This window comes from Mycobacterium sp. IDUB_24, assembly GCF_055419385.1.
Genome location: NZ_JBVAXO010000007.1, coordinates 16,579 through 36,381, shown reverse-complemented (window position 1 = coordinate 36,381; position 19,803 = coordinate 16,579). Strand labels below are relative to the sequence as shown.

Below are 19,803 nucleotides of genomic sequence, written 5' to 3'. Positions count from 1 at the left end.
CCCCATATGACTCTTCGTGATGTCGCTGTCGTCGGTTTCGCTCATGCCCCGCATGTGCGCCGCACTGACGGCACCACCAACGGCGTCGAGATGTTGATGCCGTGTTTTGCCAGCCTCTACGCAGAGCTCGGCCTGCAGCAGACCGATATCGGTTTCTGGTGCTCCGGCTCCTCCGATTACCTTGCCGGCCGGGCATTCTCGTTCATCTCGGCGATCGACTCGATCGGCGCTGTGCCGCCGATCAACGAATCGCACGTCGAGATGGACGCCGCTTGGGCGCTGTACGAGGCCTACATCAAGATCCTCACCGGCGAGGTTGACACCGCGCTGGTCTACGGCTTCGGCAAGTCTTCGGCGGGTGTGCTGCGCCGGGTGCTGGCTCTGCAGACCGACCCCTACACCGTCGCACCGCTGTGGCCGGATGCAGTGTCGCTGGCCGGACTGCAGGCCCGGTTCGGCCTGGACTCCGGTAAATGGACTGCCGAGCAGATGGCCCAGGTGGCCCTGGACTCGTTCGCCGCGGCCGGCCGCACCGATTCGGTGGAACCCGCGTCGTCCATCGCCGAGCTGCTCGATCGTCCCTACTTTGCCGAACCGCTGCGCCGCCACGACATCGCCCCGATCGCCGACGGAGCCTCGGCCATTGTGCTGGCCGCCGGCGACCGGGCCCGCGAGCTGCGCGAGAACCCGGCCTGGATCACCGGTTTCGAGCACCGCATCGAGACCCCGGTGCTGGGCGCCCGCGATCTCACCGTCTCGACCTCGACCAGCGCATCGGCACAGGCCGCGACCGGCGGCGACGCCGGCTCGATCGAGGTGGCCGAGCTCTACGCCCCGTTCACCCACCAGCAGTTGATCCTCACCGAGGCCATCGGGCTGGGCTCGTCGACGAAGATCAATCCGTCGGGCGGCGCCCTGGCGGCCAACCCGATGTTCTCGGCCGGCCTGGAGCGCATCGGTTTCGCCGCGCAGCACATCTTCTCCGGCTCGGCCGGCCGCGTGCTGGCGCACGCCACGAGCGGTGCTGCGTTGCAACAGAATCTGGTCGCGGTCTTGGAGGGCAAGTAATGGCTAAGAATCTCGCTGCGGTGCTGGGCACCGGGCAGACCAAGTACGTGGCCAAGCGTCACGACGTGTCGATGAACGGCCTGGTGCGCGAGGCCATCGACAGAGCATTGGCAGATGCCGGCGCGACGATGGCCGACATCGACGCCGTCGTGGTCGGTAAGGCGCCGGATTTCTTCGAGGGCGTGATGATGCCCGAGTTGTTCATGGCCGACGCCACCGGCGCGACCAACAAGCCGCTGATCCGGGTGCACACCGCCGGCTCGGTGGGCGGGTCCACCTCGATCGTGGCGGCCAGCCTGGTGAAGTCGGGCAAGTACCGTCGGGTGCTGACCATGGCCTGGGAGAAGCAGTCGGAATCGAATGCCATGTGGGCGTTGAGCATTCCGGTGCCGTTCACCAAGCCCGTCGGCGCCGGCGCGGGCGGATACTTCGCACCGCACGTGCGCGCCTACATCCGCCGCTCCGGCGCGCCCGATCACATCGGCGCGATGGTGGCGGTCAAGGACCGCCTCAACGGTGCGAAGAACCCGTTGGCTCATCTGCACCAGCCCGACATCACCTTGGAGAAGGTGATGGCCTCGCAGATGCTGTGGGATCCGATCCGTTTCGACGAGACCTGCCCCTCCTCCGATGGTGCCGCCGCCATGGTGATCGGTGACGAAGCCTCCGCAGACGCCCGGGTGGCCGAGGGACATCCGGTCGCCTGGATCCACGCCACGGCACTGCGCACCGAGCCCCTGGCCTACTCCGGCCGGGACCAGGTCAACCCGCAGGCCGGTCGCGATGCGGCCGCGGCGTTGTGGCGCGATGCCGGCATCACCAGCCCGATCGACGAGATCGACGTGGCCGAGGTGTACGTACCGTTCTCGTGGTTCGAGCCGATGTGGTTGGAGAACCTCGGTTTTGCCGCCGAGGGTGAGGGCTGGAAGCTCACCGAGGCCGGCGAGACCGCGATCGGCGGGAAGATCCCGTTCAACGCATCCGGAGGTGTGTTGAGCAGCAACCCGATCGGCGCATCCGGCATGATCCGGTTCGCCGAATCGGCAATCCAGGTGATGGGCAAGGCCGGCGACCACCAGGTCGAGGGCGCCAGCAAGGCACTGGGCCACGCCTATGGCGGTGGCGCGCAGTACTACTCCATGTGGGTCGTCTCCGCAGACAAACCGGCGTCATGAGCATGAAGTACACGCTCAGCGTGGCCATGGGCCCGCTCGAGCACCTGACCGGATTGGCCCGCACCGCAGAGGAAGTCGGGTTCGATTCGATCGCGCTGCCCGACTCGCTGTTCTACATGGAGAAGCAGGCTGCGGACTATCCGTACACCCCGGACGGGTCTCGGATGTGGAATGCCGAGACCCCGTGGGTGGACCCGCTGATCGCCGCGGCCTCCATGGGTGCGGCGACCTCGACGCTGCGGTTCTACACCAACGTGATGAAGCTCGGCTCACGAAACCCGCTGCTGCTGGCCCGCCAGGTCGGCTCGGTGGCCAACCTGACCAATAACCGGTTCGGGTTCGGCGTCGGTATCGGCTGGGCCCCAGAGGAATTCGAGTGGTGCGGGGTTCCATTCGCCAAGCGTGGGGCGCGCGTCGACGAGATGATCGAGGTGCTCAAGCTCGTGCTCGGCGGCGGCATGGTCGAGTTCCACGGTGAGTTCTACGATTTCGAACGGCTGCAGATGAGCCCGGCCCCGTCGGCGCCGGTGCCGTTCTACGTCGGCGGGCACACATCGGTGGCGCTCAAGCGAGCCGCCCGCGTGGGTGACGGCTGGACCAGCGCGATGATGACGTGTGCGCAGCTGGGTGAGACGGTGACGGCGATCAACAAGCTGCGGGCCGAATACGGCCGGGCCGATGAGCCTTTCGAGTTCCAGGCGGTGTGCATCGACAAGTTCGACCTCGCCGGACACCGGGAACTTGCCGCAGCGGGCATCACCGACAACATCGTGATCCCGTGGATGCTCGAAGGTCTGGGCTTCGATGCGCCGTTGAACAAGAAGCAGGATTCACTCAAGCGGTTCGCCGATACCTACATCCACTCCGGCTGGCAGGACTGAGATGGCCGTCACCGATCCTCAGCACCCGGCACACCTGGCAGGCAAACGATCCCGGGAGGCGGTCGCCGCTCGGGACAAGCAGGCCTGGCTGGACAATTTCGCCGACGATGCGATCGTCCAGGACCCCATCGGGCCGTCGTTCTTCGACCCCGAAGGCAACGGCCATCAGGGCAAGGAAGCCATCGCGACGTTCTGGGACAAGGCCATCGCCCCGACCGACAACCTCGAGTTCAAATTCGTCGACACGTTCCAGTGCGGCAATGAAGAAGCCAACGTCGGCAGCATCGTCACCACCATGGGCGGGCACCGGATCACCACCCCGGGTGTGTTCACCTACCGTGTGAACGACGAAGGCCAGATGGTCGCGCTGCGGGCCTTCTGGGAAGTGGACCGCGCGAGCGCCGAGAAGATCGAAAGCTGACCAACTTCTGCCGAAACGGCATTCCAGCAGACGAAGTGCGAGTAGAGACCTGTCGGAATGCCGTTTCGGCGGAATATCAGAGCTCGGCGAGGCCGGCGAGATAACGCTGGGCCAGTTCCCGGTACGCCGCCGGGTTGCTCTGCACCCAGGTCTGTGCGCCGGTCCCCGCGATGGGTCCACGGATCTTCGCGGGCGCGCCGGTGACCAACACCTCGTCGGGGATCTTCGTGCCACCCACCACCAGCGAATGCGCCGCGATCAGGCTTCGTCGGCCGATGATCGCGCCGTCGAGCACCGTGCAGTGGTTGGCGATCAGTGCCTCCTCGCCCACGTGTGCGCCGTGCACCACGCACATGTGGGCGACGGTTGCGCCGGGCCCGATGTCGACGGGAATTCCCGGTGGCGCGTGCAGCACCGAGCCGTCCTGCACGTTGGCGCCCTCACGGATGACGATCGGCGCGAAGTCGCCCCGCAGCACGGTGTTGAACCACACCGAGGCGCCCGCCTCGACGGTCACGTTGCCGATCAAAGTCGCCGTAGGGGCCACGAAAGCGCTTGGGTCGACCACGGGCGAACGGCCCTCGAACGAATACAGCGGCATCGTCCACATATACCGCAGGAAACCGGCGTCAGCGCGACGACGCGTAGCCTGAACAGTAACTATGTCGCTCACGACAACCAACCGCCCCAAGTTCCTGCTCACCCTCGGCCTTGCCACGGCCATCGTCGGCACGGCGGCAGCGTGCTCGCCGGCCGCCGATTCACCGAGTACGCCATGGGTGGCCACGCCGTCCTCCTCGGCCTCGTCGGCAACGCCGAAGTCGTCGAAATCGGAGGTATCCGACTACAGCCACCTGCTGCTTCAGGCCGAGGATGTCAGCATTCCGCCGGACACGTTCACCGCGCGGTCGAGCAACGTCAACCCCGATGGTCAGTCGGGAGCCAGCGCGTTGTTCGTCAATGCCGACGACACCAGGGCGATCGCCGACACGATCCTGATCTACCCGGATGCCGCGACCGCCTCGGCAACGCTCAAGCAGGCCTCTGCGGCCGTCAGCACGATGGTGACCGGCGGGCAGCCGCAACCGGTGCCGGTGGGTTCGAACGGCACCGTCATCTCGGGGACCGCACCCGACGGCTCGAAGGCGGTGACGCTGTTGATGTACACCCAGGGCCGTGCGGTGGTGCGCCTCGAGTTCGACAGCAACCCGGACGACCCGGTGCCGCCTCAGACGGTGGCAAGCGTGGGACGAATGCAACAGATAGCTCTGCGAATCGGCCTTCCGGAGCGTGAGTAACACCCGTTCACGACGGGTATGCCCCAGGTCACGCCTCAATTATTGCCAGAAGGGCAGAAAAAACTGTAACGTGTTCTAGTTAGAGAGCACCGATACGGGAGGCCCACCGTGACTACCGAACATGCCGGCATCAGAGAGATCGACACCGGCGCCCTGCCAGACCGCTATGCGCGGGGTTGGCACTGCCTGGGACCGGTCAAGAACTTCCTTGACGGTCAGCCGCACTCTGTCGAGATATTCGGCACCAAGCTGGTGGTGTTCGCGGACTCGGAAGGGTCCCTCAAAGTTCTTGATGGCTACTGCCGGCACATGGGCGGCGATCTGTCGCAAGGAACCATCAAGGGCGACACCGTGGCCTGCCCGTTCCACGACTGGCGCTGGGGCGGTGACGGCAAGTGCAAGCTCGTTCCCTACGCCAAGCGCACCCCCCGCCTGGCCCGCACCCGGGCCTGGCACACCGACGTGCGTGGTGGCCTGCTGTTCGTCTGGCACGACCATGAGGGCAACGACCCGCAGCCCGAGGTCCGGGTCCCCGAGATCCCCGAGGCCCACAGCGACGAGTGGACCGAGTGGCAGTGGAACTCGATGCTGATCGAGGGCAGCAACTGCCGCGAGATCATCGACAACGTCACCGACATGGCGCACTTCTTCTACATCCACTTCGGCCTGCCGACGTACTTCAAGAACGTCTTCGAGGGACACATCGCGTCGCAGTACCTGCACAACGTGGGCCGTCAGGACATCGGCGGCATGGGCACCCAATACGGTGAGTCGCACCTGGATTCCGAGGCCTCCTACTTCGGGCCGTCGTTCATGATCAACTGGCTGCACAACAACTACAGCGGCTACAAGGCCGAGTCGATCCTGATCAACTGCCACTACCCGGTCAGCCAGGACGCATTCATGCTGCAGTGGGGTGTCATCGTCGAAAAGCCAAAGGGCATGGACGACAAGACCACCCAGAAGCTGGCCAACGCGATGACCGAAGGCGTCAGCCAGGGCTTCATGCAGGACGTCGAGATCTGGAAGCACAAGACCCGCATCGACAACCCCCTGCTGGTCGAGGAGGACGGCGCTGTCTACCAGATGCGTCGTTGGTACCAGCAGTTCTACGTCGACGTCGCCGATGTGACGCCGGACATGACCGACCGTTTCGAGATGGAGATCGACACCACCGCGGCCAACGAGAAGTGGGCCGACGAGGTTCAAGAGAACCTGAGGCTCAAAGCCGAAGAGAAGTCGGCCGAGACAGAAACACTGCAGTCCAGCTGATGACACCACGCAACGAGCGGAGCCAGGCGCCAGATGTTGACGACCTGGCCCGCTCGATGCTGCTTCTGCACGGCGCGCACGACGATGACGATCATCATCATGGCGGCGGCACCGGCGGTTCGCCCGCCGGAACATGGTCCAAGGCCCCGGATTTCGCGTCCGATCCGCAACGCGCCGCCGCGGTCCGCGAGTCCAGCGCACGCGACCGCGAGCGCTACCTGACCTCAGGCCTGGTTTCGGTGGACTGCCGGTTCTGCCACGTGGCGGTTCAGGTGAAAAAGCTCAGCGCGGAACACACTTCCGTGCAGTGGTCTTCGGAGGCGGTCCGGCGCTGCGCGACGTTCGAGGAGATCCGCTCCGCCGGCGGAGATCCGGCCCGGGCCCGGTCATGCCCGCGATTGACCGACAGCATCAAGCACGCTGTCGCCGAAGGGTGCCTGGAGGAAGTGTCCTCGGCACCGTCCCCGGGCGACGGCTAGTTCACATCCAAACTGCAGTCAGGGACAGCAGAAGCGTGATTTCTGTCCCTCAGTGCAATCTCGGTGCGGCACTCCCCCGCCGCAACTCCTCCACACAGGCACCCAGCGACTCGTCGTCGTCCCCATCGCCCAACGGCGGCAGCACGATGCCGTCGGCGACATCGCCGAATCTCACCTTCAACATCGCGGGCAATTCATCATGGCGCCCGCACACCAACAGCTCGTCGAGAATGGAATCGGTCAGCACCGAGGGCAATTCGTCCCACAGCTCGGTACGCACCAACGACCGCAGCTGATCCGGCAGTTCAGCCAGGCCGCGCCAGACCAGACCGGTCGCATAGGCCGGCGTCGAGTACAGGAATGCCAGCATCCGGCGCTGCCGTTCCCGTTCCGTGGCCACCGCCTCGTCGGTGCGGCCGGTGGCGATGGCCGTCGAGGCCATGACGAGCGGTGTGTCTGCCCTGCCGGAAGCCTCGGCGCCCCGTGCCAATGCCGGGCGCACCACGTCACGCAGGTAGCCGGGGTCCGAGTTGGTCGAGTGCGTGACGATCCCGCGCGCGACGCCGCCGGCGAGTTCGCACATTCCGGCGTTGACCGCACCCAGCCAGATCGGCGGGCGGACCGCGTCACTCGGGCCGGGATTGAAGTAGGGCTGCATCCGGGTCAGCCGGTAGTTCTCACTCTCGAAACACACTGTGTCCCCGGTGCGGAACGCGTCGAACAGGGCGTCCAGCGCACCCACATAATCCCGGAGCCGGGTAATCGGATCGGTCCACGGCATGCCGTAACGGTCGGCGATGTTCTGCTTGATCTGCGTGCCGAGGCCCAGCTCGAATCGTCCGCCGGACAGCACCGAGAGATCCCACGCCGTGTACGCCGTCAGTGTGGGGCTGCGCACGAATGCCAGTGTCACGGCGGTACGCACGGTGATGCGCGAGGTGTGCTCCAACGCCAGCAGCGCGACTACCAGGGAGTCGTGCACGGTCTCAGCGACGTGCAGGCCGTCACAGCCCAGGCGCTCGGCCCGCCGCGCGTAGTCCGCGGTGGCGGTCAGCGGCATCCGCGGGTCGAGCGCCAGATAGACCTTCATCTCAGGGGTTTGACCCTACAGCCCCTTGAACCGCTCCTTGACCGTCTCAGCGGTCAACCCGTAGTCGGCCAGTGAGTAGGTGTGCTTCGGTGCACGCGGCCCTTGCTTGCTGGCGTTGTGACTGTCGACCATGGCCTGCCGCGCGGCGTCGGTGAAGTCCAGACCGAACGTGCGGTAGATGCCTTCGACCGCACCGATCGGGTCCTCGACGAACTCGAAATAGTCCACATCGCAGAACTGCGCCGGATCATGCTTGGCCCGTTCGGCATTGAACAACTCCAGTCCGCGCGACCAGGTTTCCATGGAGTCTTCGCCGATGACGTTCCCGGTGAACGTATTGGACCACCCGGCGGTTGTGTGCTGGGCCAGTGAGCACATCGAGGCCATGATGGTCTCTGCCGGGCGGTGGCACTGGACCACCAGTGCGTCCGGGTACGTTGCGAACAGCGCATCCAGGGCGAACAGGTGACTGGGATTCTTTAGTACCCAACGCTTCTCGGGCTCGTTGAGGCCGATCAACTGCAGATTCTTCCGGTGCCGGGCATACGGCTTGGACCAGTCCTGACGGGCCAGCCACTGGGAGTAGGTCGGTACGTGGGCCAGCGTTTCGTAAGACACCGAGTGCAACGACTGGCGCAACAACTGCCAGCATTCCTCGACCTCGTCTGCGGTCATGAAATGCAGCCCGGTGTAGTCCGGGTTCTCCTCGTGCGCCTGCTTGAACCGGGCATCGAGCGCACTGAAGACCGGGTTGTCCGGCCAGGTTTCGCGCGGCGGCCGCGGCTGCGGGAACTCCGCCAGCCACATCTCCAAACCCTGATGCATGGGATCCGCGGTCAGCAACCGGTGGATCACCGTGGTCCCGGTGCGCGGCAGGCCGGTGACGAAGATCGGCCGCTCGATGGGCACATCGACGTGCTGCGGATACTGCTTGAACGCAGCCTCCGAGACGAGACGGGCCACCAGCGCATTCCGGGTGAAGAAGCGCTGCATCTTGCTGCCGAGCTCGGTCAGATCGGCGTCACGCTGATAGGACTCCAGCAGCACCCCGAGTGCTTCCCGATAGTTGTCGTCGTCGGCCCCGAAATCATCGAGTCCGCAGGCCTTTACCGCCGAGGCATGCAGATCCTCGACGGTGCCGACATTTGTGCGTGGGGTCATGCCTTGTACTCCCCGCAGTTCACATCGAGGGCCTGGCCAGTGATACCGCTGGACAGATCGCTAGCCATGAACAGGATGGCCGAGGCCACTTCGTCCTCGGTCGGCAGCCGCTTGAGGTCGGACCCGGCCGCCGACGCCTTGTAGATCTCGTCGACGGTGGTGCCGTACTTCTGCGCCTGGTGGTTGAAGTAGCCCTCCAGAGTTTCACCCCAGATGTAGCCGGGCAGCACCGAGTTGACCCGGATACCCTTCTCCCCCAGCTCGGTGGACAGGGTCTGCGACATGGCCAGCAGGGCCGACTTGGCCATCTTGTAGGCGCCGTACTTGGCCTGCGAGTGCCGCACGACCATCGAATTCACGTTCACCACCGAGCCGTTGGCGGTTTCCAGGGCCGGAGCGAAGCCTTGGGTCATGCGCAGCGCGCCGAACACGGTCAGCTCGATCGCATCCCGCATGTGCTCGAAAGTGGTGTTCGCGAACGGCTTCATGGACGGCACCCGGAACGCGTTGTTGATCAACACGTCAGCCTTGCCGTACTCCTCCATCGTGCGGGCCACCACGTTGGCGACCTGCTCCTCGTCGGTGATGTCGGTGCCCACCGCGAGCGCGCGACGGCCCAGTGCCGTCACCTCTTTGGCGACGTCCTCGAGCCGCTCCACCGTGCGGGCGGCCAACACGAGGTCGGCGCCGTTCTCCGCACATCGGCGGGCCAGAGTCGTCCCGAGCCCGGGTCCGACGCCACTGATCACCACTACCTTGCCATCCAGCAGTCCGGCCATCGGTCAGCCCACCATCCTTTCGCCAATAAGCTTCTGACGCAGCGCGATCCGCGCTCGCCAATCGTCGTCGGAAATCTTGTTGCTCTCGTAGTACGGCAGCTTCTCGGCCACGGAACCGATGTCCACCAGCTCCGCAGTCGGGCCGTCCGCGGCGCTCAACTCGCGCGAGACCCGCTGCCAGCGGAATTGCAGATAACCCTTGGTATGGCCCAGCGTCTCACACCAGTTGGTAACGCCGGGATTGTTCTCGGACACCACGATCCGGATCTTGCCATCCGGGTCGGCTTGCGCCTGCGTGCCGTTCAGTGAGGTCTGGTGGTTGATGTAGTCCAGAGAGATGTACCAGAGGCTCCCCAGCTGGAAGCCCAGGTAGGGCGCGTCCGAGACCGGCAGCGTGATGATCATCGCCTGGTCCGGCGTCATGTCGTAGTGCCCGACCGACGAGTACTGGGTGGCAAGCCCGCCGGGGGTGAGGCGTGGTGCGGTCAGCGCGTTGACGGGCAGGTTGTCGTAGAACCACTTCGGGAACTGCAGCCACGTCTTGACTCGCTGCACAAGTTGCTTACCCGCAGTGGCGTAACGCTTCTCGATGAGTGCAGGGGTCAGTGGCGCCGGCGCGGTGCCGGCGGTGTCGGTACGCGAGATCGCGAAGGTGCCGCGCTGCGCCGACCAGTCGTTGTAGACCTCGCGGATCACCAGCTGCGAGGGCGTAGCCGGGGTGAACCGCCATTCGAAGGTGCCGTCTGCGGCGATGTCGAGCTTGCGATCATCGAATGCGGTCTCGCTGTCGGGCACGTTCTCGTCGGTGTACTCCCCGCCGAGCAGCTGGAAGCTGACGTCGGTGGTGGTGCCCCGCTTTCCGGTGACGACGTACTCGTGGCCGGGTTGAACCCGGGTGCCGAAGTACATGGTGTCGGGATTGTCCAGGCCCATCTTGGTGAACGGCCCGGTTCCGCTGTGCAGGAACGGGTGGTCGCGGTCGTAGTCGAACGCGACGTGAGTGCAGGCCGCGATACAGCCGGCCAGGTACTGCAGACCCTCGGTGAGATCCGCCTCGGATTCGATGAACGGCGCTGCTGTGACCAGGGCTTCGGCCTCGGCGATGGCGTCGGCCAATGGTTGCGAGTACATGCGACCCCCGCTCTCTCGGTCCAATATTGGACCGCAGTGGTAGAGTTTCCTACCTGACACTAGAACGCGTTCCAATTCGAGTCAACGCCCGTGGAGGTCAGATGCCCGAAGCCGAGCCCGCCGGCCGTGCCTCACCACCCACTGCCCGGGTGGTGGCCATCCTGGATTTTCTGTCCCGCCATCCGCAGGAGCGGTTCGGGCTCTCCGAGCTCACCCGTCAGGTCGGGCTGAGCAAGCCGACTTGCCTGGGCATCCTGAGCACACTCACGGAATCGGGCTACCTGATCCGTGATGGCGAAGACAAGACGTACCGCCTTGGGCCGAGCCTGATCTCGCTCGGCCACGCTGCGCAGGAGTCGATGCGCGTCAACCCGGCGGCCCGTGCCGAACTGCTCGCGCTGTCAGCCACTTTCGACACCTCCGCGGGCCTCACCGCCGTCGTCGACGACCGGATCACCGTGCTGGAGCTGGTCGGCCCGCCGGGGCGGGACCCCGGAGTGCGGGTGGGGCAGAGCTATCCGTTCGCGCCGCCCGTCGGTCTGATGTTCGTGCTGTGGGACGACGACGCGCTGCGCGCCTGGCTGGCCAAGGTGCCGACCATTCCGCTGCGCACCGAATCCGCCCGACTGCACCGGGTGATCGAAAGCTGCCGCGCCGATGGATATCTGGTGGAACGCCTCACACCGGGGGGCCGCCGGCTCTATGCGCTGATGGCGGGGATGTCGACCAACCTGCCCGACGAACTGCGTGCGTTGCTGAGTGAGTTGGTGTCCGATATCGGTGAGCGGGTGTATCTGCGTGACGAGGGACCGAACGGCCGAACGCCGCATGACATCAGCGTCATCTCCGCGCCGGTGTTCGACCACTATCAGCGCCAGGTGATGGCGGTGTCACTGCATATCGGAACCGCATTGACGGATAAGGGGATCAGCGATCGGGCCCGCGCACTGGTCGCGACGGCCGACGCATTGACCAGCCAACTCGGCGGGACCAAGCCGACGCACTGAGTTGACTGCAGCCTCAGGGGCCAGGCGTATCAGTCCGCGGGAGGTTTGATGAAGAGATAGATCCGGTACGCGAAGCCCTCCGTTTCCAATTCGTGGTAGACCTTCCCGTTCTTCATGTCCATGTCGTCGCGTAGCCCGAACAGCTGCTTCAGTGCGAGCTGGTCGCCCTTGCTCATACCGGCCAGCTCCCATCGGGTCTGCATCCCGCGCATCACCTCGAGTCTGATGTCGCGTTGCGAGATCATCTGTAGGCGCGTCTTGGCCAGCGCCGCGTCCCAGTCGTCGAGCAGTTCCTTCGGTCGGGAATCCGTGTAGAGGAAATGCCCTCCCGGGGTCAACACGCGCGCCACCTCATCCAGGAAAACGTTGAGATGCGGGTAGCAGTGCGAAGACTCGACATTGATCACAGCGTCGAATGATTCATCGGGGAATGGCAGGTCTTCAGCGTTCCCGCTGACGAAGTCCAGGTCGGGTATCTGATGGCGTTTGCGGCAGAACTCGATGCCGGCAGAGTTCAGGTCCAACCCTGTATAGGAGGCGGGCCGATACGTGCGGGTGAGGTAGGAGGCGCCGCCGCCGTGGCCGCAACCGACCTCCAGCACTCGCTTACCGGTGAGGTCGCCCGCTTGCGTGGCAGTGGCGTGGTAAAGCTGGAGGGGGTAGCGGCTGGGTTCGTCGGACTCTTCCAGCTTCAACCCCATAGGAGGGTCCTCTTCGTAGCCGTTGTTCATCATCACGACGTCGTGGGCCGAGAGTCGGCGGGTCATCCAGGGATAGCTGTACCTGGTCATCGTGGGAAGAAGCTTCCAGCCGATGGGATTGTAGAGCCGGCCGATGTAGAGCCGGTCTTTGAGCGTCATAGCTGATTCTCCCAAACACGACAGTTTGCTGGATACGAAACGAGCAAACAAGTCTTCGCGACATTGATTTCAGCCGCCACCGTTCGTCGCTCGTGGTCGCCGCGTCAGCCGTCGAGGGCACCATTTCGATGAACACCACGGTGCGCGGGCGCGGTGCGCCTGCAATAGGGCCCGCCACGTCTACCGTCAGGTCTTGGCGGCATCACTGCACATCGGAAGCGCCTTGACCGACAAGGCGACCGACGATCGGTCCAGGGCGCTCGCGGCGACGGCCGGTGCGCTGCGGCGCCGTGTTCAGAAGTTGTTACAGGTGTCGAAGACTGTCTGCAGCAACCCCAGATACGGCTGATTGGCCGGCTGGGCGGCTATGCCCTCAGCCATGCGCTGCCGTTGATCCCGCGGTGAGCCGAGAAACTGACGCAATACATCCTGAACTGCCGGCGATGCGCCTGCCATGGGACTCTGCGCGTTCAGAGCGCCCATCACCTGCGGATAACTACAGGAGCTGTTGACGGCAGAATCCAACCTGGGATCTGCCGACGCGACACCGGCCCCGGCGATCATCGAGAATGCCAGACCACCGACTGCGACAACCGATTTGATCGACGAACGCTTCGTCATGTGAGGACCTCCTCCCCCTGTCCGGACTCTACCCCCGCGACGTCAGCAGGCCCGGGTTTTCGAGATTTGCTATGCGGAAGCACACGTAATTGCGTACGCAAGAGTGTTGCCATACGTCACCTCTCGTCGGACGGCAGCAACAGGGAGCGGACAACGGGCCGCGAAGCCGTATCCCGCAACAACGCACTGGCGGGCCGCTGGCGAACCATTTGCGGCCACCAGAACCAGCGGCCGAGCAACGCCGCGATGGCCGGAGTCATCAGCGCGCGAACCACCAGGGTGTCCAACAGCAGACCGATACCGATGGTGGAACCGATCTGCCCGATGATTCGCAGATCACTGGCCACCATCGACATCATGGTGAACGCGAACACGAGGCCGGCCGCCGTCACGACCTTTCCACTACCGCCCATGGCCCGGATGATGCCCGTGTTGATACCCGCGCCGATCTCTTCCTTCATCCGGGAGACCAACAGCAGGTTGTAGTCAGAACCGACGGCCAAAAGAATGATCACGGACATCGCGAGCACCAACCAGTGGAGGTTTATGCCGAGGATGTGCTGCCAGATGAGCACTGAGAGGCCGAACGCCGCGCCGAGTGACAGTGCCACCGTGCCGACGATGACGAGGGCTGCGATGAGACTTCGCGTGACCAGCAACATGATCACGAAGATCAGACAGAGTGCGGCCACCCCGGCGATCAGCAGATCGTATGTCGCCCCGTCACGCATGTCCTTGAACGTCGGCGCGGAACCGGCCAAATAGATCTTGGCGTTCTCCAGTGGGGTCACCTTGAGCGCCTCTTCGGCCGCCTTGCTCACCGCGTCGACCCTCGAGATGCCTTCGGGCGTCGCCGGATCGGACCGGTGCGAAATGATGAAGCGAACAGACTTCCCGTCCGGCGAGAAGAACAGGTTCATCGCGCGCTTGAAGTCTTTGTTCTCAAGGACTTCGGGCGGAAGGTAGAAGGAGTCATCGTTGCGGGCCGCGTCGAATGCCTGGCCCATCGCGGTGGCATCCTCGCCCACCTCGTCCATCATCGCCAGGGAGCCCGCCATGGTGCTGTGCATGGTCATCAGGCCGGCCCTCATCGCCCTCATGCTGGCGATCATCAGCGGGAACTGGCCGATCATCTGGGGCATGAGCGTATCGAGCCGGTCCGTCCCCAGACTGAGATCGTGCACTCCGTCGGAAACCGCGTCGACCCCGTCGAGCGCGTCGAAGAGGGATCGGAACGACCAGCAGATGGGAATGTCGAAGCAGTGCGGCTCCCAATAGAGGTAGTTACGGATGGGCCGCCAGAAGTCGTCGAAATCAGCGATATGGTCGCGCAATTCATCGGTGACGGCGTCCAACTCATGTGTGTCCTGCGTCATCGCATGGGTGGTGTCGGCCATCTTCAGGCCCACATCGTAGAGACGCTGCGTGATGTTGATCATCGTGGTCAGATCGTTCGCCTGCTTCAACAGGTCCTTCATGCGGTCCCGCTGGAACGGCAAGACCTGCTTCTGATTTGCGCTCTGCATACTGAGCAAGAACGGGATCGAGGTCCGATCGATCGGGTTGCCCTCAGGCCGGGTGATCGCCTGCACCCGGGAGATGCCCGGTACGGCGAAAACACCCTTCGCCAGCTTGTTCAATATCAACAGATCTGCCGGATTGCGCATGTCGTGATCGGCCTCGAGCATGAGGACGTCGGGCGTCATCCGGGACTGCGGAAAGTGCCGTTCGGCGGCTGCGTATCCGATATTCGCCGGAATGTCCGCAGGCACGTAGAGGCGGTCGTTGAAGCTGGTCTGGTAGGCCGGCAGCGCCAGCAACCCGATGAGCGCGATCACACAGGCGGTGATGAGAATCGGTGCGGGCCAACGGACTATCGCCGTCGCGAGCCGCCGCCACCGCCGGACGATGATCTTGCGCTTGGGTTCGAAGAGCCCGAAGCGACCGCCCACCGCAAGAACGGCCGGCACCAGCGTGAGCGCCACCGCGACCGCGACGATCATCGCGGCGGCGGTGGGGACACCCATGGTCTGGAAATAGGGCAGCCGAGCGAAGCTGAGGCAGAAGATGGCTCCGGCGATGGTCAGGCCGGAACCCAGCACCACCTTGGCCACGCTTCGATACGTCGTATAGAAGGCGGCCTCGCGGTCTTCGCCCGCCTGACGTGCCTCCTGATAGCGGCCGAGGAAGAATATGCCGTAGTCGGTTCCCACCGCGATCCCCAGGGAGACCAGGAGATTGACCGCGAAGGTCGACAGACCGATCACCTGGTGTTCACCGAGGAGCGCGACCACTCCGCGCGCCGCCTGAACCTGTACCCCGACCATGACCAGGAGAAGCACCGCGGTGACGACGGAGCGATAGACGAGGAGCAACATCGTGAAGATCACCACGAGCGTGACGATGGTGATCTTGATGATGGATTTGTCGCCGGCGTGGTTCATATCCGAGACCAACGGCGCGGGCCCTGTGACGTAGGCCTTGATGCCGGGGGGCGGCGGCGTCCGCGCGACGAGGTCCCGGACTGCCTCGACGGATTCGTTGGCCAGTGATTCACCTTGATTGCCGGCGAGGTTCAACTGGACATAAACGCCCTTGTCATCAGCGCTCTGGACACCGGTCGCCGTGAGGGGGTCGCCCCAATAGTCCTGCACGTGCTGCACATGCCGGGTGTCGGCTTTCAGCTGGCGAACCAGCTCGTTGTAGTAGCGGTGCGCCTCATCGCCGAGTGGTTGGTCTGCCTCGAGGACGACCATCGCCACACTGTCCGAATCGGATTCCTCGAAGCTCTTGCCCATGCGCTGCGCCGCCTGGAATGACGGGGCGTCTTTGGGGACCAGCGAGACGGAATACTGCCGCCCCACCTGTTCGAGGGACGGAACGGCAAAGGTCAGAATCGCGACGATCACCAACCATCCGAGGATGATCGGCACCGCCAGCCGATGGATCATCCTGGCAGTAAACGGCGGCTTGTTGCTCACCGCCGTCAACGTTCGTCGGGTTTGAGCAACAGGGAACGGACCAGCGGGCGAGGGCCGGTCGGCCGGAGCATCGCGCTGGCGGGCCGCTGACGGACATGCAGCGGCCACCAGAACCATCTGCCCAGCAGAGCGGCGATGGACGGGGTCATGAACGCGCGCACAACCAAGGTGTCGAAGAGCAGACCGATACCGATCGTCGAACCAACCTGGCCGATGGTGCGCACATCACTGGCCAACAACGCGAACATCGTCGAGGCGAACACCAGACCCGCGACTGTCACGACCTTTCCGCTGCCGGCCATGGCACGGATGATGCCGGTGTTGATGCCGGCTTTGATCTCCTCTTTCATCCGGGACACCAGCAGCAGGTTGTAGTCAGAGCCGACAGCCAAAAGAATGATGAGTGCGATCGCGAGCACGATCCAGTTCAACTGGATCCCGAGAATGTGTTGCCAGATGAGCACCGAGAGCCCGAACGCCGCGCCGAGTGACAGCGCCACCGTCCCGACGATGACCAAGGCCGCGACGAGGCTCCGGATCATGATGAGCATGATGATGAAAATCAGGCACAGCGCCGCGATTCCGGCGATCAGCAAGTCATAGGTCGACCCGTCCACCTGATCTTTGGCCATGGCCGAGCTCCCGGTGAGGAGGATCTTGGCGTTCTCCAGCGGTGTGCCCTTGAGCGCCTCCTCTGCAGCTGTTCTGATCGGGTTGACGCGAGCAATACCTTCAGGTGTCGCCGGATCGCCTCGCTGGGTGATGAGCAGCCGCGCCGTTTTCCCGTCCGGCGACAAGAAGACGTCCATCACTCTCTGGAAGTCCTTGTTCTTGAACACGTTGGGCGGGATATAGAAGGAATCGTCATTCTGTGCGTTGTCGAAGGCTCTGCCCATGGCGGTGGCACCCTCGGACATCTCATCCATCTGCGCCAGGATTCCCCCCATGGTGCTGCGCATCGACAGCATCATGGACCGCGTGCTCTGCATGGTGGTGATCATGGCCGGGAACTGCGCGATCATCTGCGGCAGAAGCAGATTGAGTTGATCGAGGTTGCCGATCAGATCGTGCATCGTCACCGTGAGTTTGTCGACGCCGTCAAGCGCCTCGAACAGGGATTTCGTCGACCAGCACAGTGGGATGTTGAAGCAGTGGGGCTCCCAGTACAAATAGTTGCGAATCGGGCGCCAGAAGTCGTCGAAATCCGCCATGTGGTCCCGCAGCTCGAGCGTGACGTCTTCCAGGTCGTGAGTCTTGCTGACCACATCGTTGGTCGCGACCGCGAGCTGTTGCATGAGCCCGTACATGCGTTGCATCACCGCGATGGTTTTCGTGATTTCGTCGGCCTGAGCGAGCAGGTCGTTCATCCGGGCCTTCTGAAAGGGCAACAGCTGCATCTGGCCGGCATTCGAGGAGCTGATGATGAACGGAATCGTCGTGTGCTTGAGGGGAATACCCTCGGGTCGTGTCGCCGACTGCACCCGGGCGACTCCGGGGACGGACAGCACGCCCTTGGCCAGTTTGTTGAGCACCAGGAAGTCGGCCGGGTTACGCATGTCGCGGTCGGCCTCGACCAGCAGGATGTCGGGCGAGGCCATCAGTGACTGCTGAAAATGGCGGGCTGCGGCTTCATATCCGGCGTTGGCGGGAATGTCCTTGGGCAGGTATTGCTGATCGTTGTACCCGGGCTGGTACGCAGGCAGCGCCAGCAGCCCGATCAACGACACCGCGCAGGTGGCAACCAGGATGGGTGCGGGCCAACGAACGATCGCCGTGCCGATTCGGCGCCAACGGCGAACGATGATCTTGCGCTTGGGCTCGAACAGCTTGAATCGACTACCCAGTGCGAGAACGGCCGGGATCAGCGTGAGTGCCACCGCAACTGCCACCATCATGCCCAGTGCGCATGGGATACCGAGGGTCCGGAAGTAGGGCAAGCGGGTGAAACTGAGGCAGAAAACAGCGCCGGCGATGGTCAAGCCGGATGCCAGCACCACCTTGCCGACACTGAGATATGTGGTGTAGAAGGCGGTTTCGCGATCCTCGTCGGCCTGACGTGCTTCCTGATAACGCCCGACGAAGAATATGCCGTAGTCCGTTCCCGCCGCGATGCCGAGGGTCACCAGAAGGTTGACGGCATAGGTGGAAAGCCCGATCGCACCGTGATCGGCGAGAAGTGCGACCACTCCTCGGGCCACCTGCAATTGAATGCCCACCAGGAACAACAGGATCACGGCCGTGAAGATCGAACGGAAGAAGAAGAGCAACATCGCCAGGATCACCGCGAGGCTCAGACCGGTGACCAGCAGGACCGTCTTGTTGCCGCTCGCACTCAAATCGGCGACCATCGCTGCCGGGCCGGTGACATAGGCTTTCACGCCCGGCGGTGGTGAACTCCGATCGACGATGCCCCGGACCGCTTCCAGCGATTCATTGGAAAGCGCTTGGCCGAGGTCGCCCGCGAGACCCATCTGGACGTACACGGCCTTGCTGTCGGCACTCTGCGCTGCGCCCGCCATGAGTGGGTCGCCCCAGAAATCCTGGACGTGCTGTACATGCGCTGTGTCGGCTTTCAGCTGACGAACCAGATCGTCGTAATAGAGGTGTGCATCGTCGCCCAGGGGCTGTTCACTTTCCAGAACGATGATCGCCGCGCTGTTCGAGGTGGCTTCGCCGAAGTTCCTGCCCATGCGCTCGACCGCCTCGAACGACGGTGCATCATTGGGGATCAGGGATACGGAGTGCTCTTTCTCCACCTGCTCGAGCGGGGGAACGACGGCACTCAAGACATAGGCGATCACCAACCAACCGATGATGATCGGCACCGCCAGTACGCGGATCATCCTTGCTACGAATGGCGGTTTGCCGCCGGTCTTCTGGCTACTCATGCGGCCTTCAGGAGGCAGTAGGTGAAGGCGCTCTCGCCGTTCTCGACCTTCTCCGCCTTGACCTCGTCATCGACGATGATGCGGCAGCCGATCCTGTCGCTGTCTCCCTGCGCGATGACGTTGACCATGGAGGTGGCCTCGGTCATCGGGAACTTCAACGACCATGGCAGGCTTGCCCCTTCGACGAACCGCGGCTCGGCATCGACGTCGAAGTAGCTGATGTTCGCCACCGTCCCGGGCGGGCCGAACACCTCATATACCAATTGTTTCGGATCGTACGGCCTACGTTCCTCGAGCTCTGTGTCGGCATATGCGGGGCGAGTCTGAGAGCCGAAGACACCATGCAGCCGCATAACGGTGAATCCTCCGGCACCGAGGACCACCACTACCAACAGCGGAATCCATATCCGCTTCAGAACCCCCAAATCACCAACCCCCTGAATCCGTGGCCCAATCCGGACAATCCGCGCCGCAGGTACCGGCGAAATGCATCGACCGATACCCGAAAGACGCCGGCGATTCATTTACGGCAGTGCTCTCGGGCCTGCCGCAAATGGGTGTCACGGCAAGCATGCAACAGCCCGGGCAGGACGATCCGAGCCTGACCAGTAGAGCATTCAGGCAACCTCCATATCTGTCCATTCCCAAGGTGATACGGGATCGTAATGCATTTGGCGGGGCCGCCGCCGTG

At 63.9% G+C, this 19,803-nt stretch carries 18 protein-coding genes; 8 read left to right on the top strand and 10 right to left on the bottom strand.

All coding sequences use genetic code 11. From position 1 onward, the window contains the following. Positions 1-6: 6 nt before the first annotated feature. Genes ACZYZF_RS22755 through ACZYZF_RS22740 form a run of 4 tightly spaced genes read left to right on the top strand, consistent with a single transcriptional unit; the run spans position 7 to position 3,545 of the window. Positions 7-1,068, top strand: coding sequence for a thiolase domain-containing protein (locus ACZYZF_RS22755; RefSeq protein ID WP_463836886.1), 1,062 nt, complete (start codon positions 7-9; stop codon positions 1,066-1,068). Then, positions 1,068-2,243 carry a thiolase domain-containing protein gene (locus tag ACZYZF_RS22750; protein WP_463836885.1) on the top strand — a complete coding sequence of 392 codons (1,176 nt, stop codon included), beginning with the start codon at positions 1,068-1,070 and terminating at the stop codon, positions 2,241-2,243. Before ACZYZF_RS22755 ends, ACZYZF_RS22750 begins: the two co-directional genes overlap by 1 nt. A 2-nt stretch (positions 2,244-2,245) precedes the next feature. Then, positions 2,246-3,124 carry a TIGR03619 family F420-dependent LLM class oxidoreductase gene (locus tag ACZYZF_RS22745; RefSeq protein WP_463837117.1) on the top strand — a complete coding sequence of 293 codons (879 nt, stop codon included), beginning with the start codon at positions 2,246-2,248 and terminating at the stop codon, positions 3,122-3,124. A gap of 1 nt (position 3,125) precedes the next feature. Continuing rightward, positions 3,126-3,545 carry a nuclear transport factor 2 family protein gene (locus ACZYZF_RS22740; protein WP_463836884.1) on the top strand — a complete coding sequence of 140 codons (420 nt, stop codon included), beginning with the start codon at positions 3,126-3,128 and terminating at the stop codon, positions 3,543-3,545. A 76-nt stretch (positions 3,546-3,621) separates the two neighbouring features. Here ACZYZF_RS22740 and ACZYZF_RS22735 read toward each other — a convergent pair whose 3' ends face one another. After that, on the bottom strand, positions 3,622-4,146 hold the full coding sequence (locus ACZYZF_RS22735; RefSeq protein ID WP_463747225.1) for a gamma carbonic anhydrase family protein: 525 nt from the start codon (positions 4,144-4,146) through the stop codon (positions 3,622-3,624). A 61-nt stretch (positions 4,147-4,207) separates the two neighbouring features. Here ACZYZF_RS22735 and ACZYZF_RS22730 point away from each other — a divergent pair, with 61 nt between their 5' ends. The 3 genes from ACZYZF_RS22730 to ACZYZF_RS22720 all read left to right on the top strand — a co-directional run bounded on the left by ACZYZF_RS22730 (position 4,208) and on the right by ACZYZF_RS22720 (position 6,594). Continuing rightward, a complete protein-coding gene (locus ACZYZF_RS22730; RefSeq protein WP_463746948.1) occupies positions 4,208-4,843 on the top strand; it encodes a hypothetical protein in 636 nt (211 codons plus the stop codon). 108 nt (positions 4,844-4,951) lie between these two features. Beyond that, the gene (locus ACZYZF_RS22725) at positions 4,952-6,115 is read left to right on the top strand and encodes a Rieske 2Fe-2S domain-containing protein (RefSeq protein WP_463836883.1); all 1,164 of its coding nucleotides are present in this window, start codon (positions 4,952-4,954) and stop codon (positions 6,113-6,115) included. Next, entirely contained in the window at positions 6,115-6,594 is a 480-nt protein-coding gene (locus tag ACZYZF_RS22720; protein ID WP_463746946.1) for a hypothetical protein, read from the top strand. Before ACZYZF_RS22725 ends, ACZYZF_RS22720 begins: the two co-directional genes overlap by 1 nt. 49 nt (positions 6,595-6,643) lie before the next feature. Here the strand turns inward: ACZYZF_RS22720 and ACZYZF_RS22715 are convergent, their stop codons facing one another. From ACZYZF_RS22715 to ACZYZF_RS22700, 4 genes are read right to left on the bottom strand one after another with little or no spacing between them, the layout of a single operon-like run. After that, entirely contained in the window at positions 6,644-7,684 is a 1,041-nt protein-coding gene (locus ACZYZF_RS22715) for a TIGR03617 family F420-dependent LLM class oxidoreductase (RefSeq protein WP_463746945.1), read from the bottom strand. 15 nt (positions 7,685-7,699) lie between these two features. Continuing rightward, positions 7,700-8,845 carry a sulfotransferase family protein gene (locus ACZYZF_RS22710; RefSeq protein ID WP_463746944.1) on the bottom strand — a complete coding sequence of 382 codons (1,146 nt, stop codon included), beginning with the start codon at positions 8,843-8,845 and terminating at the stop codon, positions 7,700-7,702. Further along, positions 8,842-9,624 carry an SDR family oxidoreductase gene (locus ACZYZF_RS22705; RefSeq protein ID WP_463746943.1) on the bottom strand — a complete coding sequence of 261 codons (783 nt, stop codon included), beginning with the start codon at positions 9,622-9,624 and terminating at the stop codon, positions 8,842-8,844. Before ACZYZF_RS22705 ends, ACZYZF_RS22710 begins: the two co-directional genes overlap by 4 nt. A gap of 3 nt (positions 9,625-9,627) precedes the next feature. Further along, complete coding sequence (locus ACZYZF_RS22700; RefSeq protein ID WP_463746942.1) at positions 9,628-10,755, bottom strand: hypothetical protein; 1,128 nt, start codon at positions 10,753-10,755, stop codon at positions 9,628-9,630. 101 nt (positions 10,756-10,856) lie between these two features. Between ACZYZF_RS22700 and ACZYZF_RS22695 the strand changes: the two genes are divergently transcribed. Next, complete coding sequence (locus tag ACZYZF_RS22695) at positions 10,857-11,762, top strand: IclR family transcriptional regulator (RefSeq protein ID WP_463746941.1); 906 nt, start codon at positions 10,857-10,859, stop codon at positions 11,760-11,762. A 29-nt stretch (positions 11,763-11,791) separates the two neighbouring features. Here the strand turns inward: ACZYZF_RS22695 and ACZYZF_RS22690 are convergent, their stop codons facing one another. The 5 genes from ACZYZF_RS22690 to ACZYZF_RS22670 form a co-directional block, all read right to left on the bottom strand. Next, positions 11,792-12,553 (bottom strand): phthiotriol/phenolphthiotriol dimycocerosates methyltransferase, encoded by a 762-nt coding sequence (locus tag ACZYZF_RS22690; RefSeq protein WP_463747224.1) that lies wholly within the window; start codon positions 12,551-12,553, stop codon positions 11,792-11,794. Between the two features lie 363 nt (positions 12,554-12,916). After that, positions 12,917-13,243: a hemophore-related protein gene (locus ACZYZF_RS22685; protein WP_463746940.1), complete on the bottom strand. Its 327-nt coding sequence runs from the start codon at positions 13,241-13,243 to the stop codon at positions 12,917-12,919. Positions 13,244-13,359: 116 nt separating this feature from the next. Continuing rightward, the gene (locus ACZYZF_RS22680; RefSeq protein WP_463747223.1) at positions 13,360-16,194 is read right to left on the bottom strand and encodes an MMPL/RND family transporter; all 2,835 of its coding nucleotides are present in this window, start codon (positions 16,192-16,194) and stop codon (positions 13,360-13,362) included. A 35-nt stretch (positions 16,195-16,229) separates the two neighbouring features. Further along, entirely contained in the window at positions 16,230-19,112 is a 2,883-nt protein-coding gene (locus ACZYZF_RS22675) for an MMPL/RND family transporter (protein WP_463746939.1), read from the bottom strand. Further along, positions 19,109-19,519 (bottom strand): MmpS family transport accessory protein, encoded by a 411-nt coding sequence (locus ACZYZF_RS22670; protein WP_463747222.1) that lies wholly within the window; start codon positions 19,517-19,519, stop codon positions 19,109-19,111. Before ACZYZF_RS22670 ends, ACZYZF_RS22675 begins: the two co-directional genes overlap by 4 nt. Positions 19,520-19,803 lie beyond the last annotated feature (284 nt).